The sequence below is a fragment of the Enterobacter sp. 198 genome, from assembly GCF_009025585.1.
Classification (GTDB): domain Bacteria; phylum Pseudomonadota; class Gammaproteobacteria; order Enterobacterales; family Enterobacteriaceae; genus Enterobacter; species Enterobacter ludwigii.
Genome location: NZ_WCIM01000019.1, coordinates 137804 through 155144 on the forward strand (window position 1 = coordinate 137804; position 17341 = coordinate 155144).

General features: G+C 53.4%; 19 protein-coding genes. 4 read left to right on the forward strand and 15 right to left on the reverse strand.

What is annotated here, in order from left to right:
• Positions 1 to 201: 201 nt before the first annotated feature.
• The gene (locus tag F8561_RS10730) at positions 202 to 807 is read right to left on the reverse strand and encodes a transporter (RefSeq protein WP_151887430.1); all 606 of its coding nucleotides are present in this window, start codon (positions 805 to 807) and stop codon (positions 202 to 204) included.
• Between the two features lie 589 nt (positions 808 to 1396).
• Here F8561_RS10730 and cspA point away from each other — a divergent pair.
• Positions 1397 to 1609, forward strand: a complete 213-nt coding sequence (gene cspA / locus F8561_RS10740; protein WP_014170400.1) for an RNA chaperone/antiterminator CspA — start codon at positions 1397 to 1399, stop codon at positions 1607 to 1609.
• Between the two features lie 166 nt (positions 1610 to 1775).
• Here cspA and F8561_RS10745 read toward each other — a convergent pair whose 3' ends face one another.
• The 3 genes from F8561_RS10745 to F8561_RS10755 form a co-directional block, all read right to left on the reverse strand.
• Positions 1776 to 3032, reverse strand: coding sequence for a mechanosensitive ion channel family protein (locus F8561_RS10745; protein WP_020882422.1), 1257 nt, complete (start codon positions 3030 to 3032; stop codon positions 1776 to 1778).
• A gap of 314 nt (positions 3033 to 3346) precedes the next feature.
• On the reverse strand, positions 3347 to 4216 hold the full coding sequence (locus F8561_RS10750; protein ID WP_063156494.1) for an aldo/keto reductase: 870 nt from the start codon (positions 4214 to 4216) through the stop codon (positions 3347 to 3349).
• A gap of 143 nt (positions 4217 to 4359) precedes the next feature.
• Complete coding sequence (locus F8561_RS10755; protein ID WP_014170397.1) at positions 4360 to 5124, reverse strand: SDR family NAD(P)-dependent oxidoreductase; 765 nt, start codon at positions 5122 to 5124, stop codon at positions 4360 to 4362.
• A 266-nt stretch (positions 5125 to 5390) separates the two neighbouring features.
• On the opposite strand from F8561_RS10755, the gene F8561_RS10760 reads away from it, so the two are divergent.
• Entirely contained in the window at positions 5391 to 6290 is a 900-nt protein-coding gene (locus tag F8561_RS10760) for a LysR family transcriptional regulator (RefSeq protein ID WP_151887432.1), read from the forward strand.
• 75 nt (positions 6291 to 6365) lie between these two features.
• On the opposite strand, the gene F8561_RS10765 is transcribed toward F8561_RS10760, so the two are convergent.
• From F8561_RS10765 to F8561_RS10800, 8 genes are all read right to left on the reverse strand, one after another.
• Positions 6366 to 7157, reverse strand: a complete 792-nt coding sequence (locus F8561_RS10765; protein ID WP_151887433.1) for a carboxymuconolactone decarboxylase family protein — start codon at positions 7155 to 7157, stop codon at positions 6366 to 6368.
• Positions 7157 to 7654, reverse strand: coding sequence for a cupin domain-containing protein (locus tag F8561_RS10770; protein ID WP_226778045.1), 498 nt, complete (start codon positions 7652 to 7654; stop codon positions 7157 to 7159). The genes F8561_RS10765 and F8561_RS10770 overlap by 1 nt, the downstream gene beginning before the upstream one ends.
• 109 nt (positions 7655 to 7763) lie before the next feature.
• Positions 7764 to 8120 (reverse strand): cyclophilin-like fold protein, encoded by a 357-nt coding sequence (locus F8561_RS10775; RefSeq protein ID WP_151887434.1) that lies wholly within the window; start codon positions 8118 to 8120, stop codon positions 7764 to 7766.
• Between the two features lie 173 nt (positions 8121 to 8293).
• Positions 8294 to 9397 carry a flavin monoamine oxidase family protein gene (locus F8561_RS10780; protein ID WP_151887435.1) on the reverse strand — a complete coding sequence of 368 codons (1104 nt, stop codon included), beginning with the start codon at positions 9395 to 9397 and terminating at the stop codon, positions 8294 to 8296.
• Positions 9394 to 10077, reverse strand: coding sequence for a cupin domain-containing protein (locus F8561_RS10785; RefSeq protein WP_151887436.1), 684 nt, complete (start codon positions 10075 to 10077; stop codon positions 9394 to 9396). The genes F8561_RS10780 and F8561_RS10785 overlap by 4 nt, the downstream gene beginning before the upstream one ends.
• A gap of 43 nt (positions 10078 to 10120) precedes the next feature.
• Positions 10121 to 10465 carry a carboxymuconolactone decarboxylase family protein gene (locus F8561_RS10790; RefSeq protein ID WP_014170390.1) on the reverse strand — a complete coding sequence of 115 codons (345 nt, stop codon included), beginning with the start codon at positions 10463 to 10465 and terminating at the stop codon, positions 10121 to 10123.
• Positions 10466 to 10503: 38 nt separating this feature from the next.
• The gene (locus F8561_RS10795) at positions 10504 to 10785 is read right to left on the reverse strand and encodes a hypothetical protein (RefSeq protein ID WP_113656290.1); all 282 of its coding nucleotides are present in this window, start codon (positions 10783 to 10785) and stop codon (positions 10504 to 10506) included.
• A 216-nt stretch (positions 10786 to 11001) separates the two neighbouring features.
• Positions 11002 to 11916: a LysR substrate-binding domain-containing protein gene (locus tag F8561_RS10800; RefSeq protein ID WP_014170388.1), complete on the reverse strand. Its 915-nt coding sequence runs from the start codon at positions 11914 to 11916 to the stop codon at positions 11002 to 11004.
• 176 nt (positions 11917 to 12092) lie between these two features.
• On the opposite strand from F8561_RS10800, the gene F8561_RS10805 reads away from it, so the two are divergent.
• Both F8561_RS10805 and F8561_RS10810 read left to right on the forward strand, forming a co-directional pair.
• Positions 12093 to 12869, forward strand: coding sequence for an SDR family NAD(P)-dependent oxidoreductase (locus F8561_RS10805; RefSeq protein ID WP_044858489.1), 777 nt, complete (start codon positions 12093 to 12095; stop codon positions 12867 to 12869).
• A 46-nt stretch (positions 12870 to 12915) separates the two neighbouring features.
• The gene (locus F8561_RS10810; RefSeq protein WP_413464228.1) at positions 12916 to 13923 is read left to right on the forward strand and encodes a zinc-binding dehydrogenase; all 1008 of its coding nucleotides are present in this window, start codon (positions 12916 to 12918) and stop codon (positions 13921 to 13923) included.
• Between the two features lie 43 nt (positions 13924 to 13966).
• Here F8561_RS10810 and trpA read toward each other — a convergent pair whose 3' ends face one another.
• Genes trpA through trpCF form a run of 3 tightly spaced genes read right to left on the reverse strand, consistent with a single transcriptional unit; the run spans position 13967 to position 17338 of the window.
• A complete protein-coding gene (trpA, locus tag F8561_RS10815) occupies positions 13967 to 14776 on the reverse strand; it encodes a tryptophan synthase subunit alpha (protein ID WP_014170385.1) in 810 nt (269 codons plus the stop codon).
• Positions 14776 to 15969, reverse strand: a complete 1194-nt coding sequence (gene trpB / locus F8561_RS10820) for a tryptophan synthase subunit beta (RefSeq protein ID WP_020882431.1) — start codon at positions 15967 to 15969, stop codon at positions 14776 to 14778. Before trpB ends, trpA begins: the two co-directional genes overlap by 1 nt.
• 10 nt (positions 15970 to 15979) lie before the next feature.
• The gene (gene trpCF / locus F8561_RS10825; RefSeq protein ID WP_014170383.1) at positions 15980 to 17338 is read right to left on the reverse strand and encodes a bifunctional indole-3-glycerol-phosphate synthase TrpC/phosphoribosylanthranilate isomerase TrpF; all 1359 of its coding nucleotides are present in this window, start codon (positions 17336 to 17338) and stop codon (positions 15980 to 15982) included.
• Positions 17339 to 17341: the final 3 nt, after the last annotated feature.

A 17341-nucleotide genomic window follows, 5' to 3' on the forward strand; every position in this document is an offset into this window, starting at 1 on the left:
TTCAACGACTATTGATTCTTTTTCACTTTATAAGGGCATTACCTGAACACGGAGCACGCGGATGGCGTTAAGAGAGATGTAACGTATTATATTGGGCGCTACAACGTTTGCTTTTGAGAATAGAAGTCCGCTCTCCCTGTGGTGTTCAACTCATCGTCACAGGAAGATTGGCGTGTTTATCGTGCTCTCTAAATACCAGAATCATTTCTGGCGGGGGAGCGACCGGAAAGAGCAGTAGTACCCTACAGATGCTATAAGGCAGAGCATATACCCGAATGACTCGCTGCCTTCCTCCACGACATTTTTGACTACCCTGACGTAGCTTTGATCAAGTATCGCGTACCATAACCCGTGCATTCCAAACAGTCGGGAGAAGACCAGGACTGCCAGCAGACCACTGAGCATCACGCCGTACCACGGGGTACGGATATAGTGTGCGAGTTGTGTAAGGGTAAGACGATAATGGATAACGGGATAAAGCAAAGCACAAACGGCGGAAAGCAGTGCAAACCATACCCAACTTCCGTGAGCCAGAAGATCGAAAAATGCATCCAATTCTCGAATCAGCATGGAGAGGAAAAAGCCGCCAATCAGGATGTTGCAATAGCGCATGAATGCCCATTTCTTCGCCAGCAGGAAGTGTATAAATACGATGCCTCCTAAAACTGATTCCTGCACAATTTCGGTCAGCGATATCTCCGGTATATCCAGGTTAAATAAATAGATATCCGCCCACAGGCAAAGCACGGGCACAGTGCAGGCTGCTGACGCGAAAAGAAAGAAGAAAAAGCTTTTGAGCACAGACATTAACACCACCACTTTCATTCAAAACACCTATGATAAGTGGCTTCGAACGAAAATCTATTTCACTTTGTGCGCTATAGGCATGAATTTTAAGCATTTTGAGCTACTTAGCGAGGGCGCATTAGCTTTCCGCCTCAGAATTCAGCCTTGTATCAGAAATCCAGGTGGAAAGTCGCCTGAGCGATGTAATCCCATGCCACACGAGTTCAGCCTCTGGTTGAGCAGTCACGCGCATACGATGACCCATCATCAGACGGGTATCCACCCTCAAAAGGGTCGGTATGCTTTAGCTAAACAGGGCGTGAATACGCTGCGCCAGCGCCTTAATTTCCATAGCCATTCAGCCGTCCGGGTGTTTAAGTGGTTATAATAAAAAATAAAAACTTTGCTTAAAAAATTTTTCTGTGCCTAAATAGCGTCATCGGTTTGGAATACAGACCTTATTAAAGCAGTTTAGTAAAGCAGTCCTCAGTTCAGGTGTTATCAATAGATACTCTTCTTCGTGAGCCTCCTCCTAAGTGCCAAATAAGTTACTCTCTAAATACAGGCCATCATCGCCGCGCTTAGTGGCTCAAAAAATAAGGAATTATCTATGTCTAATAAAATGACTGGTTTAGTAAAATGGTTTAACTCTGATAAAGGTTTTGGCTTTATCACTCCTGACGACGGCAGCAAAGATGTATTCGTACATTTCTCTGCTATTCAGAGCGACAGCTACAAATCTCTTGATGAAGGCCAGAAAGTGTCCTTCACCATTGAAAATGGCGCTAAAGGCCCAGCAGCGGGTAACGTTTCTCCGCTGTAAGTCGCGCACATTGTCGGTGAGCCTTACGATAGCGATGAAGACGCGAGTCTGAGCAGTTAAGCTTCACCGATAATAAAAAAACCCGCCGAGTGCGGGTTTTTCTATGGCTTCAGGATGGTGATAGGCTGTCTATTATTCCGTTTGACCGACCTGTTTACAAAAAAGCTTAACCTTCACCCGGAGGTGGGGTGCGGTCCCGAAGGCTGTGTTCCTGTGATAAGCGCCAGAAATCATGTCCTGCCGGATACTGATATAAGCGGAGCGAGAACTGACCAGCGACAGCGGTGATGTATTCAAATATCGCTGACTGAGTATTCTCATACTCCATCCACAGTACGGAAGAGGTAAAGCAATAAATTTCCAGGGGAATACCCGACGGCGTAGGCTTCAGCGTTCTCACCACAATATACATATCTTTGATAATATCAGGCCGATCGGCGAGCCAGGCCATCAGGTAGTGCCGAAAGAGCGTTAAATTTGTCAGGCCATTATCCATAAACCAACTGTCCGGTACGCCCATGGGATCACGCCCGTCGATGAGTTTTGCCAGTGGTTCATTCGTGCCGCGCAGGGCCAGCATCGGGGCCAGCGTTTCCTGCGTGAGAAATGTAACGGAGTGCTGATCGATAGTGGTGCTGCGCATAATCCGGCGCGCGCCTGACGAAAACATGGCCTGCCAGTTGGTATACGTTTCGGTCAGAAAGTTTTTGGTCGGGATACGCGAAATCGTGTTATCCCAGTTACGGATAGTAATGGTGTGCAGCGCAATGTCGGTTACTTCGCCACTCAGGTTTTTATCGGGCATTTCAATCCAGTCCCCCAACTGCAGGACGTCATTTGACGAAAGCTGGATATTGGCAACGAGCGAAAGCAGGGTATGCTGAAAGACTAACATCAGCACGGCCGCCACGGCCCCGAGGCTGGAAATAATAATCGCGGGGGATTTATTCGACATGACGGCAAGGATCATGATCGCGGCAATGACGTGAATAAATATTTTCCCTATCTGGATATAGCCTTTGATAGAGTGATTTTTACGCTTCGTCTTGCGTAAATATGAGCTGTTGACAATATCCAGCATCTCATTGAAGAAAACCGACAGAAAAATAAAGAATAAAATCCCACAAATGGTATTTATTGCCGTCACCAGCGATGCAGGCATATTGGGCATAAACTGCAGGACATAATAAACGATAATAACCGGAATGAAATTCGACAGCTTTTCGGCTATGCGACGATCTTTTTCCAGCGGGACATCCTGTTTATGGCTGGCAAAGAAGACCTTACGAACGATTTTTATGAGCAGGAATTTGCACATCAGGTGCGCAAAAAAACCTGAGATGACTAACAGAATAAGATTAAATCCAATGGCCAGAGCCGGATTGCTTTCTATAAATGTTAATAAATAATCCAAGTACACCATCGCTTATCGCCTGAATAAGTATGCCATTTTGTATCGACCTTATTCAAAAGATAAATACAAAGATTTAACCAAATCATATAATGGCATATCCGGTACAGACAAGTCCACGACCTGAATCCTAAGTCGCACAGACCTATTTTGTTTCGGTCGGCAACTTTATTTCCAGAACCGTTCCAGGCAATAAAAGCAGACGATGCCCACCTTCAGCATCTGGATCGCTAAAACATATATCCTCTCCCTGTTCGGTACCGAAGCAGGGAGAGGGGCGTAACATTCTCTGCAGAAGTGGAAGAGGGTGGCACGCCGCGTCGCGCTTAGTCGTGGATTTTTACACCCAGACACCCGCGAACAAACTCAGGGTTAAAGTGTTTAACCGCATCGCCAACATAGCCTAAGTCGAGCGAACTGATTTGCGCCATTTCGGCATCGGTCAGAGAGAAGTCCCAGATAGCCAGGTTCTCTTCAATCCGGTTCTGGTGCGTGGATTTAGGAATGACGGTAACGCCACGTTGCACATTCCAGCGCAGAATGATCTGAGCGATGGTTTTTTGATGCGCTTCGGCAATCCCCTTGAGCATTTCATTTTCGTACGGTTTGTGCCTTCCGCCGCCAAGTGGTGCCCAGGCTTCTGGCTGAACGTTGTAATATTTCATGGTCTCGAGTGCGTCAGATTGCGCAAAGTAAGGGTGTAATTCCACCTGATTTACCATGGGCTTAATTCTGACCGTTTCACAGAAGTTGGTGAGCACGTGGGCGTAGAAATTAGACACGCCAATCGCTTTTAGCTTTCCGGCATCATACGCATCTTCCAAAGCCCGCCACGCGCTGAAATAATCACGCATTGCCTGATGCAATAAGTAGAGATCGAAATAGTCTAATCCCGATTTTTTTAACGAGGCCTCAATACCGGCTTTGGCGGTCTCGTAGCTTGCCATGTCCTGCACCCACAGCTTAGAGGTAATAAATAACTCCTCGCGGGTACACAGACCTTCAGCGATGGCTTCACGAACGGCATCGCCCACGGCGTCTTCATTGCCGTACACTGCTGCGGTATCAATGAGGCGATAGCCTGTACGAATGGCGCTCAGCACTGACTGTTTACATTCTTCTTTATCGGTGACCTGAAAAACACCAAAACCCGCCATCGGCATTCTGAGGTTGTTGCTTAATACTGTATATTCCACTGAAGAGTTCCTCCACCCTGTTTAGACACCATTCAAAAGTATAAACAGAACCACGACGAACCCGTGGTAATCGTCTTTATTCTTTCAAATCGCTGAATACGCTGGTCTACACCCTGTCGGGAATAAACCAGAATGACATCTGATTACTGAACCGTATAACCGCCATCAATTGCCAGAGCCTGTCCGGTGACGAAGCTGGCATCGGAACTGCACAACCATAAGACGGCGCGCGCGATCTCTTCGGGCTCGCCCAGGCGACCAATCGGCTGCAGCTTCATGAGCTCGGCCATTGCGTCAGGCTCGCTGTTCAGCATATTTTCGACCATTGGCGTGCGGATAATGCCGGGACAAACGGCGTTGATCTGTATTCCACGCGCGGCATATTCCAGTGCTGCGCTTTTGGTCAGCCCGAGGACGCCATGCTTTGTCGCATGATAAACGCCGCGCCCGGCAATGCCGACCAGCCCGCCCAGAGACGAACAGTTAACGATAGCGCCACTTTTCTGACGGCGCATTTGTTGCAGCTCATATTTCATGCAGTTCCAGATACCCCGCAGGTTAATCGCGTTGACGCGATCAAACTCTTCGCCGCTGGCATCTGCGGTTTCTGCAATGGGGCTCTGAATACCGGCGTTGTTATAGGCGGCGTCGAGCTGACCAAACGCCTGTACTGCGTTCTCAATCATGCGTCTGACCTGCTCTTCGTCAGTCACGTCGCAGACGACGGGTTTCACGGTATACCCTTCGGCCAGTAGCGCATCCGCTTCGCGAGATAACGCATCCTCGCGAATATCCGCCATCACCACCGTTGCGCCAGATTCGCAAAATGCCCTGACGGTCGCGAGCCCCATACCGGAAGCCGCGCCGGTGACCAGCGCCACCTTGCCACTAAAATCATACTTAACCATTTGATACCTCTTACCGTGGAATCACGTGCAATGAAGACGTCTCACGTTGTGTAAAAGTATTCTGCGGGAAATGTGATGTTGTTAAAACTGACTAAATCAAAATGCAGTAATGAGGAATTTTCATAAATTAGATAGACTGCTTCTCGTACAGCGCAGGCGGGCGTCATTTATAATGAACGCCATACCGCCAGAACGCTTTTCGTCTGAAGAGACAGTGTATTGGGATGAATCAGCCACCCATTTTTTCCGGATATCAGAGGCCCAGATTGGCACGAGAAAATCTTAATGACTTAATGGCTTTTATTGCCGTTGCGCGCGAAAAAAGCTTCACCAAAGCTGCGGCCCAATTAGGCGTGTCGCAGTCAGCCCTGAGCCATACTATGCGTACCCTCGAATCTCGTCTGGGGATGAAACTGCTGACTCGCACCACGCGCAGTATTGCGTTAACCGATATTGGTCAGTCCATGCTGGATGACCTGGGGCCTTACATCGATGGTATTCAGGGTCGTTTGCAGTCCCTGAAAGATCTCAACAGCAAACCCGCGGGTACGGTGCGTATATCAACGTCAGATTATGCAATCGGGTCTGTTATCTGGCCGAAACTGGAACCGCTGCTTAAAGAATATCCTGACATTAGTCTGGAGCTGATTGATGACTATGCCTTGACGGATATTGTTTCCGGGCGGTTTGATGCAGGAACCCGTCTGGGGGAACAGATCTCCAACGGCATGATTTCCGTGCGTATTGGCCCGGATGTCCGTTTTGCCGTGGTCGGCTCACCTGATTATTTTTCCCGCAATCCTCAGCCGCAGCACCCTAACGATCTGATTGATTACAACTGCATCAACCTGCGGTTTCCTACGCATGGCAATTTATACGTCTGGGAATTTGAAAAAGAGGGTAAAAGCCTGAACGTGAAAGTCACTGGTCAGCTGGTCTTTAGCCGGATCTATCAGTGTCTTCAGGCTGCAGTGGAAGGGTACGGCCTGGCACATGTTCCGCGTGATATCGCAGAAAAGCATATCGCCCATGGGGAGCTTATTAGCGTGCTCGACGACTGGTGCCCCTACTGGGATGGCTATTATATTTACTATCCCGAGAACCGAAATCTATCGAAAGCATTCCAGCTGGTGGTCGACGCGCTACGCCATTACAAACGTCCCTGAAGAGAGACGTTTGTCAGCAACGCAAAGCCAGGCCCCTCATCCGGTGCCTGGCGTTTACAGTTGCGTGGCTAAATGTCAGGCATTATCCCTGCCGGCAAACACCTCTTTAAAGACCGGCATCGCCGAGAAAACATTGGGCCAGCCCGCCACAAAGGCCAGTTGCGTCAGGACTTCGGACGCCTGGGGCCGGGTTAAACCATTGTCCATGGCGCGGTTGAGATGGTAAGGAACCTGGGCCACCTGGCCGGCAGTGACCAACGCGCTGACGGTGATCAGACTTCTGTCCCGAGGCGCCAGTCCGGGCCTGAGCCACAGGTTCTGGAATAGCGCGTCGGTCGTGTATTTCACTACGCCCGGCGAGACCTTGCCAAAGTTTGATTCAACCAGCGTGGCACGCTTGTTTTCCGACTCTTCATCCAGCGGCAGGAAATCCACCTTTCCGCCTGGCAAGGAAGCGGTATCGATATGGCGTTGAGCAAACAGCTGACGCGCGATCAGCGCCGCAGAGGTGGCGTTCGGCCAGCCGGCGTAAAAAGCCAGGTGGGTGATTGTCTCTGAGATTTCCACAGGTTTTACGCCGCTGTCCAGCGCCACGTTGAGGTAGTGGGGAAGTTCCGCCGTATCATTGCGGCTGATCAGCGCTGCAACCGTCACCAGGCTTCGATCGCGTCGCGACAGTTCCGGGCGATTCCAGAGATCTTTTTCAATAAACTGTTCTGAATAGGCAGCCATTGCTGGCGCGACCTGGGTTACAGCGTCCCGTGAGTCTTCCGGTTTCATTGTCGAACTCCTGTTTTGAGTAGTCTGGGAGACACATCCGTTAATCAATAAGAGTGAAACGATAAGCAGGGCGGTTCTGTTCAGCATTAATGCCCTCCCGCCTGCAGGTACTGCGCATCGCTGACTTTTTCAAGCCAGTTCACGTTTTGCCCCTGCTCATTCGATTCCTGAATGGCCATATGCACCATCGTGGTTTTATCCGTTGCGCCGTGCCAGTGTTTAACCCCTGGCGGGCATTGAATGACATCCCCGGCGTGCACGGTTTTTCGCTCCTGCCCCCACTCCTGCACCCAGCCCGTCCCGGACGTGACCACCAGTGTTTGCCCAAGCGGATGGGTATGCCAGTCGGAACGTGCGCCGGGCACGAAGGTGACATACGCGGCGCCTGTTCTTTGCGGGGCGACAGGTGAGAAGAGGGGGGCAATGTAAGCACGTCCGGTAAAGTGGTCAGCGGGTTCGGCAATCGTCGCGCGACTGCCCGTTTCAGACACGGTCATTTGAGCTGAAGGGGTGGTTTCGCTGTGTGCGGACATACCGGCAAATACCACTAGTGATGCTGCTACAGAGGTGAAACGGATCATCATACTCTCCTGTTGTGAATGAAACGGCAAACCCGGTACCGGGAAAAAGAGAAGGGGATAAATGTGTTGTGATGAGATTTGCCGGCTGTGCCGGAAATACATATTCGGGCGTCTACTTATCCGTCAGTAGCTCAAATCGGGCAGTATATTCAGCAGGTGATACGGGCAAGGCATCCGGTTCGTCTAATTGCCCCAGCGTAATTAATCCCGACGCATATCCGTGTGCTTTATAGAAAATCGCCAGATTTCCCCACGGAGCATATAGCGTGATATCACCCTTAGCGGCCGCGGTACCCGCAGGTGCGCCGGCCGTGGACAGGCGGCGAGGAAGATCGCCGATTTTCTCTTCCCCGGCATAATCTTTCAGCTGCAGCGTGAGGGGCAACAGTGCGATAAAGTCACGACTGGTTTGGCTGCTATTTAACGTTACGGTCAGCGTCTTGTCGTTGAGTATAATTTTTATCTTCATCGGGTTTTCCTGTATGAGTTCGTTGCGCCAGCCGGCATTCGTCTGCAGTCATTGGCAACTATTCTTAACAGAAATAAACCGCGTGTTAATAGGCGTTATCAGAATAGAAAAATGAATAAATTTCATTAATCCGGTCCGGGAAGCAAAATGTTTGTTATCGGCAGATACAGGCCTCAGGGTCTGGCAACGTGGCGTAACCAGTGCCCAACGCCTTCAGCAGCAGCGTCAATTGCGCCGGCCAGATAACCCGAAAATTGCGGTGACCATTCGCTGGCAATCCCGGTTAATTTATCAGCCCATTCTTCCTGCGCCGGAACCTGTTGAGGCTGTGCGTGCCCGACGTCCTGCTGCAGGTCAAATTCTGTCGTCGTAAACGGATCGGCGGCCCAGTCTTTTATCCACTCGGCTTCAGGCTCTGCCGCGTCTTCTCCGAAGAGTCGCACCAGTTGCTCCCGGCACAGTCGCTTGAGTTCGGCCTCGCTCACCGTCCATCGCGATTTTGCCGGTACGCCAATAAAACCAAAGATAGCCGTTTTGCCGGTATCGGGCTCTGACACATCGTGAATTTCAACCATCGGACCCACACGGCTGCTTACATCACCGGAGAGATGCTGTGCCTGCAAAAAGTCGGTCTGGTACAGGGCGACATATTTTGCGTGAGGCGCCATCCAGGTCGGCGTTTTACGCCAGTGTGAAAGTACCTGCTCCGGCAATGCCGGCTCGAACGTCATTTTTGCTGCCAGCGCGGGAGGCAGGGCGAGGAAAACGTGTTCACCGGTGAAAAGTGAGCCTTCGCCCGTTTCGGACTGCGTCGCGACCTGCATACCCTCGCCGAGACGGGAAATGGAAACCACCTGATGATCTGACTTAATCTTCTGCGCCGGGAGCTGGCGTGTTAATGCGCTCGTCAGCGCCTGCATTCCACCCTGAAGCCTGAACGACTCCGGTGATGTCACATAGGCAGGATAACGTTGCGCAGGGGACGTCGTCTGGCGTTCATAAAGCATATCCCCTGGTCGCCCCTGAGGGAGAGGCGTTAATCCAAGTTGATGAACCAGGTGTGCGAAGTCAGGCTGAATTTCCGGCCAGAACCAGGTCGCACCCATGTCCACATGAACCCCATCAGGCGTGTTTGCTAACACCTGACCTGAAAGTACGCGACCGCCGGTTCTTTTCCTCGCTTCCAGTATCACGTAATCCACTCCCGCTTTTTCAAGCAGTGTGCCCGCATACAGGCCGCTGACACCCGCACCAATGATAATAACGCTGCCTTTCATGGTATCGCTCCGGTCAGTGTGGTCGGGCTGAGATGTCCCGTTTTAAGATAAAAAAGTGCCCCAGAAGCGGCGGCCGTCAGCGCCGGCAAATCGCCTTCAGGAAATCTGAGCCAGCTTCCTTTCGGGTAACGACCTTCCGGTGCGCTGATTTCCCCTTCGAGAAGCAGGAGCTCGGCTCCTCCGGCGAGCGGAGCGCAGAAGAGTCGTTCACCTGGTGCGATCCTCTGGAGCTGGGTGGTTTCCGCTACGCTTGCGAACAGGGGACAAAGGAGTCTGTGCGGCTGGCCGTGCCAGCGACTCGCCTCGTTGGTATTGATCCTGACCGGTTCCTGTTCTTCGGCGGCGAACTGGCGCAGCTTAACGAACAGGGTGGTGCCGTCACGACTGGACGGTCGATGCGACGAGCCGTCCGGGCTGCGCAGATACCAGCCAGCCGGATAATCGGTTCCGTTTTCCGTAAAGGTACCGCTCAGCACCAGAATCTCTTCTCCGCCGGGATGGGTGTGCTCAGGAAACACAGAATCAGGGGCATACCTGACAAGGCTGGTTGCGCGGGCCTGCTCGCGGCCAATGCGATCAAGCATGACGCGCTCCACACCGGGTTGCGGGGAGGGCACCCAGCGGTAGTCATCAGGAGTAATGATGGCTCGCTGTGAAAAATCAGAATTCAGTAACATCATAGTCAGTCATTAAACGGCACCGCAGGCGGTGCCGTATGCAGGTTTATTTTGTTGGCAGGTTGTCAAAAACATCCAGAGCCCGGGCGGTGTAGGTTAACGCAGCTCCGGCGTTCAGACTGATGGCAACGGAAAGCGCTTCAGCTATCTCTTCACGCGTTGCGCCTTTCTTAACCGCAGCTTCCACATGTACCGCCAGGCAACCATCACAGCGAGTGGTAACGGCAACAGCCAGCGCAATCAGTTCGTGGGTCTTGGGATCAAGGTGCTGATTTTCAGAAGCCCCTTTATCCATCTGCTGTAAGCCTTTCATAAATTCAGGCTGCAGTCTGGCAAATTTCCCGACGGTGGCCAGCAGGCTGGTGCGATATTCATTCCAGTTTAAAAACATTCATAGCTCCGGTACGTGTAGGTTTCAGAAAATGCCCGTTACAGGACGTCGTAAATGCGGATTTCAGGCGCGCTGTTCAGATACGGTTTCAGTGCTTCAACGACGTCCTGGGTGAAAAGCAGACTGCTGAGATACGCCTGTGCCTGGGACACGGTTTTAAATCCGTGCAGGACCTGTACGTCCTCGTCACGAACAAGCAGTTCTTTAGAGGTGGCACCGTCGATGGTGGTCAGGAACGGGGTTTTGTATTGCTGGTAGACCCCGACGGCTGCCGCACGGTTTTCATTACTGATATCAAGGCTGATTTGCAGATAAGCCATCGTTCTCTCCTTCGCTCAGGGTTAAGGCAAGGCGGCCGGATAAGGTACCGGTCTGCTTTACCGTTCGTTGAGGGCGATTATGAGAAAGCCGGTTATCTTCAACAAATCAGTTAATCTTGCGTTGCAGAAAAGAAAAACTATGTCGGACGTCTGAAGAGAGAAGCATCATGCCGGTACGCGATGACCCTTGCCGCATGATGCTTAAAAAAGGGGGAGTTATGGATTGTCAGAGACCACGTCATGAAGAAGCCAGTCGTGAAATATTTTTACTTCTTCACGCATGGCGGTGTGCTGCGGGGTCACCAGGTAGTAAGACCATGTTAACGGCCAGCGATGGTCTGGGTGCAATTGAACCAGTTGCCCGGTTTCAATCAGCTGTTTCACCAGCGCGTGACGCACAATCGCCACCCCCCGGCCGCTCAGGGCCGAGAGAATAACGGCGGAGGTGGAGTTAATATGCAGCCTGCTTTCCAGCGCGCCAGGGGCATTGACGGTACGGAGAACGTCGTCCCATGAGGGAAAATTCGCGCCCGGGTGCGGCGTGTCATCGTGGATCAGCTTCTGCGTGGCGAGCCAGTCACCACAGGCAATTTTCTCCGGAGGCACCAGGCGGGGGCTACAGACCAGCACCGCCTCTTCATCCATCAGCCAGGTTTTATTCACGCCGGGCCAGTCTCCCTGTCCGCAGCGAATGCCGATATCCGCCTCGCCGTGCGATACGTCCATCAGCTTTTCCGTGACGTTAAGCCGCAGATCGATTGTGTCATGCGTTTCTGAGAAGCGGTTAAGACGCTCCATCAGCCAGTTCATCATTAATACCTGAGAGGCGGTGACGACCACGACAGAACGTGCGCGACGTCCGCGCAGTTTGTTTAACCCGCTTTCCAGCTTGTCCAGGCCCTGCGTAATGTCCTGCAGCGCATCCTGAGCCTCATCCACCAGCGTCAGACGCTCCTTACCCGACCGCGTACGGCGAAGCAGCGGGTGACCAACCCAGTCTTCGAGCGAACGAACAAGCTGGCCCACTGCGGCAGGCGTCACGCCAAGCTCTTGTGCCGCACCGGTAAAGCTACCGTGACGGGCGGTCGCTTCAAAAGCATGTAGCCATTTAAGTCTGTTCAGGGAACGCATTGCAGGTACTCCGATTTATTCTTTCTTTCAGTATACCTGAGCGAAGAAGATTTTCTTTCCTGTGTCGCAATTTCTTCTCAGTCGTCAACCCTGATGCAGGGTGGCATTCTGGATGCACACGATGAGGAGCGAGGCTTTTCATCAATGACAACCAAATGTTTTAAAAGAGGTTAGCGATGAACGCATCTTTTGCCGGTAAAAAGCTGTTAGTGGTCGGTGGTACAAGCGGTATGGGCTTCGAAACGGCGAAGCGGGTTCTGAAAAACGGTGGCAGCGTGGTGCTGGTGGGGAACCGCAAGGACAAAGCGGAGCAGGCTCGTCAGGCGCTGGCGGTCGACGGACCGGTATCCATCATCGTGGCTGACCTGATGAAAGAAGAAGGTATGCAGCACGTGATGAATACCATCAATGCTGAACACAAAGACATCAGCCTGCTGGTCAATGCCGCTGGCGTGTTCTTCCCGAAACCGTTTACTGAACATGAAGCGTCAGATTACGACATGTACATGAGCATCAACCGCGCGACCTTCTTCATCACCCGTGATGTGGTGCGCAATATGGTTGATGCCGGTATTAAAGGCTCCATCGTCAATATCGGCTCTATGTGGGCACAGCAGGCCATCGGGGCCACGCCGTCTTCCGCATATTCCATGGCGAAAGCCGGCCTGCATGCGTGGACCAAAAACCTGGCTATTGAGCTGGGCGGGAAAGGCATTCGCGTCAATGCCGTGTCTCCGGCCGTTGTTCACACGCCAATTTATGAAGGCTTCATCCCGAAAGACGATGTAAAAGAGGTGATGAACAGCTTCGACAGCTTCCATCCGATTGGCCGCGTGGGTACGCCGGGCGATGTGGCTGAAACGGTTGCCTTCCTGCTTTCTGACAAGACAGGCTGGGTCACCGGCGCAATCTGGGACATTGACGGCGGCGTCATGGCTGGCCGTAACGCATAATACACCGCTCATCACAGGTGATACCGTGAATAAAACTTTTCATGCTATGCAGGTTTCCTCGCCGGGTATGCTTGAAATGGTCGTCAGACCGTTGCCCGAGCCGGGGCCCGAGGACGTACTGATTAAAATTGAGGTATGCGGGGTTTGTGGTGCCGATCTTCAGGATGCGGAGAAGGTACCGGAAGCGGGGCAGCCCGGGCGCATTCCGGGCCATGAAATTGTGGGCCACATTACCCGGAAAGGAGTTGCAGTTCCCGGGATCTGGCACACCGGTCAGCGCGTGGGCGTCGGGCGTCTTGGGGGATATTGCCAGCATTGCCCGCCTTGCCGTAACGGGCTTTTTCACCTGTGTGAAAATCAGCTAACGCCGGGGCTGAGCTGTGACGGAGGTTACGCCGAGTATGTTGTTATCCGCCATACCGCGCTGATTGCCATTCCTTCAGCGCTCACTTCCGTTCACGCGGCCCCGATCTTGTGCGCCGGTACGGCAACCTTTAACGCGTTGCGTCAATCCGGTGCCAGCGCGGGAGACAGGGTGGCTATTCTCGGTATTGGTGGCTTAGGCCATATGGCGATTCAGTACGCCCGGAGGATGGGGTTTGAGGTTATCGTGATTGCGCGCGGCAGTGAAAAGGCACATGACGCTTTACAGCTGGGCGCTCATCACTATATCGATGCGCAGACGGAAAACGCGGCGGAACGGCTGAGAGCGGAAGGCGGTGTCGAGATTATTGTGGCCACTGCCCCGGATGCAGACGCGGTTTCAGCGTTATTGCCAGCCCTGGCCCCCAGAGGAAAAGCGATCCTGTTGGGTGCCGGACGCACACCGTTGCAGGTCATGCCGGGTATGATGATTGGCGCGGAACGCACCCTGACTGGTTCATTTGTCAGCACCCCGTCGCAAACCGAACGCGCACTGCGTTTCAGCCACCTCTTTCAGACGCTGCCAGTCACAGAGCTGATGCCCTTTGAACAGGCAAATGAGGCGCTCGACAGGTTACGGCAGGGAAAGGCGCGCTACCGGATAGTGCTTACGATGAACCCGGATAACTGATCGGCAGAAACACCGTCTGGCGGGGAGCCAGACGGTGGAGAGGTTACGCTTTACGGGTTGCCGCTTTCATTGCGCTCACAAACGTTTTCAGCTCAGCCAGCATTTGCTCTGGCTTGTCCACGTTCTTCTCAATGATTTTAACGATAGCGGAGCCTGAGATTGCACCGGCTGCGTTAGCGTCAATTGCCGCCGTGACCTGATCGGGAGATGAAATCCCAAAGCCCTGCAGCGGAGGGGCCGCGTGGTATTCAGCCAGCTTCTCGACCAGATGATGCAGAGGCAGCGCCGCTTTGTTCTCCGCGCCGGTTACACCCGCACGGGAGAGCAGGTAGGTATACCCGCGACCATAAGAGGCAATCTGGCGCAGCAGTTCATCATCGGCGTTTGGCGGGCAGATGAAGATAGGTGCCACGTTATGGCGCATCGCCGCCTGGCGGAACGGCGCAGATTCTTCAACCGGTACGTCTGCCACCAGCACCGAGTCAACGCCCACGCGCGCGCATTCTGCATAAAAGGTATCAATACCGCGACTGAAGACCAGGTTGGCATACATCAACAGGCCAATCGGAATGGTCGGGTGCTTCTGGCGGATAGCGGCCAGCATCTCAAAACATTGCCCCGGGGTGACACCGGCCGCGAATGCCCGCAGCGTTGCGTTCTGGATAGTCGGGCCATCGGCCAGAGGATCGGAAAACGGAATACCCAGTTCCAGCGCGTCGGCACCGGCCTCAATCAGGGTGTCGATAATTTTCAGCGACTGCTCAGGACCCGGATCACCCAGCGTCACGAAGGGAACGAACGCGCCTTCCTGGCGAGATTTCAGTGCTGCAAATGCGTTATCGTAGCGTTCCATCAGATTTCCCCTCGTGCTTTCAAAATATCGTGAACGGTGAAGATGTCTTTATCACCGCGACCGGAAAGGTTAACCACCAGCAGTTGCTCTTTTTCCGGGTTCTCTTTCATCATTTTCAGCGCATGCGCCAGGGCGTGAGAGGACTCCAGGGCAGGAATGATCCCTTCGTGGCGACAGAGCGTTTTAAACGCCTCCAGGGCTTCGTCATCGGTAATGGAAACGTAGTCTGCACGACCGGTGCTGTTCAGGAAGGCATGCTGAGGCCCAACGGAAGGGAAATCCAGGCCTGCCGAGATAGAGTATGACTCTTCAATCTGGCCGTCATCGGTCTGCATCATCGGCGCTTTCATACCGAAGTAGATCCCGACGCGACCATGTTTCAACGGTGCGCCGTGCTCACCGGTTTCAATCCCGTGGCCTGCAGGTTCAACGCCAATCAGCCCGACGCTGGTTTCGTCGATGAAATCAGCGAACATGCCGATAGCGTTAGAGCCACCGCCAACGCAGGCGATCACCGCATCCGGCAGGCGACCCTCTTTTTCCAGGATCTGCGCTTTGGTCTCTTCGCCAATCATGCGCTGGAATTCACGCACAATCGTCGGGAACGGGTGCGGGCCTGCAGCGGTGCCGAGCATATAGTGCGCGGTTTCATAGCTGCCAGACCAGTCGCGCAGCGCTTCGTTACACGCATCCTTCAGCGTCGCGGAGCCGCTGTGCACCGGGATCACTTCTGCGCCCATCAGACGCATACGGAATACGTTAGGCGACTGGCGCTCAACGTCTTTTGCGCCCATGTAAATGCGGCATTTCAGACCGAGAAGGGCGCTGGCAAGGGCTGATGCCACCCCGTGCTGGCCTGCGCCAGTTTCAGCGATGATTTCGGTTTTACCCATCCGTTTTGCAAGCAGCGCCTGACCCAACACCTGGTTGGTTTTATGCGCACCGCCGTGCAGCAAATCTTCACGCTTAAGATACAGCGTGGTTTTGGTGCCTTCGGTCAGGTTACGGCATTTCGTCAGGGCCGTTGGACGGCCAGCGTAGTTTTTCAGCAGGTCGGTAAACTCAGCCTGAAACGCCGGATCTTTCTGCGCGCTCACGAACGCTTCTTCCAGCTGGCGCAGGGCGGGCATCAGGATTTGCGGGACGTACATCCCGCCGAACTCACCAAAATAGGGGTTTAGTAATGTCGTCATCTTCTCTTCCTTAATATGCACGCAGAGTTTTAAATACCGAGGCCAGCTTACTGGCATCTTTGATGCCCGGTTGCGACTCTACGCCTGAATTGAAATCGAGGCCCGCGCAGCCCGCTTTGGCGGCTTCCACGCAGTTATCCGGGCTAAGTCCACCCGCCAGCAAAACATTGTCCAGCACTTCGCCGTGCAACAGGGACCAGTCAAAACGCTGTCCCGTGCCGCCCTGGCCGTTATCGAGTACGTATTTATCAACATGATTCAGGTTACGCTCAGGCAACCTGTCGCCCACGCTCTGCGCTTTCCAGATTTGCACCTGAGGTGCCAGTGCGCTGCGCAGGGCATCGATATAGGCCTGATCTTCGTTGCCATGAAGCTGCACCGCATGCAGAGATAACGCTTCGGCTTTTGCTACCACGTCGGCGATATCTGCGTTGCGAAAGACCCCCACATAGCTGAGTGGCGCTGCCGTCATCACCTGACGCGCCTGCGCTTCGGTCACCACGCGCGGGGAGGAGGCGACAAAAATCAGCCCGCCGTAAATCGCACCGGCTTCATACGCGGCCAGGGCATCCTCTTCACGGGTCAAGCCGCACACTTTGTTTTCACCCAACAGTACGCGGCGCACCGCGGCATTGAGATCGTCATGTTCCATCATTGCAGAACCAATCAGGAAACCGTTGGCGAAATGGCTCAGCTCGCGGACCTGAGCGTAGCTGTTAATACCGGATTCACTGATCACGGTGACGCCAGAGCCCAGACGCGGCGCCAGCTGGCGCGTGCGGTTCAGGTCAATCGACAGGTCACGCAGATCGCGGTTGTTGATGCCGACCACTTTGGCTTTCAGCGCAATGGCGCGTTCCAGCTCCTCTTCGTTGCTCACTTCGGTCAGCACGCCCATGTTCAGACTGTGCGCGACCGCAGCGAGCTGGCGATACTGTTCGTCATCCAGCACTGAGAGCATCAGCAGGCAGGCATCGGCCTGGTAAAAGCGAGCCAGCCAGATCTGATACGGGTCGATAATAAAGTCTTTGCACAGGATCGGTTGTGGCGCGATCCCGCTGACAACGGGCAGGAAATCGAAGCTGCCCTGGAAATACTTCTCATCCGTCAGCACGGAGATGGCTGACGCATGATGTTTGTAGATACCGGCAATTCGCGCCGGATCGAAATCGTCACGGATAACGCCTTTCGACGGGGACGCTTTTTTGCACTCGAGAATAAACGCGGTGCGTGCGCCCTGCAGAGCATCATAGAAACGACGGCTGCTCGGGACAACGTCATTCTGGAAGCTGGCCAGCGGCTGCTGTGCTTTACGTGCTTCCACCCAGATGGCCTTATCGGCAACGATTTTCGCTAAAACGGTCTGCATTCT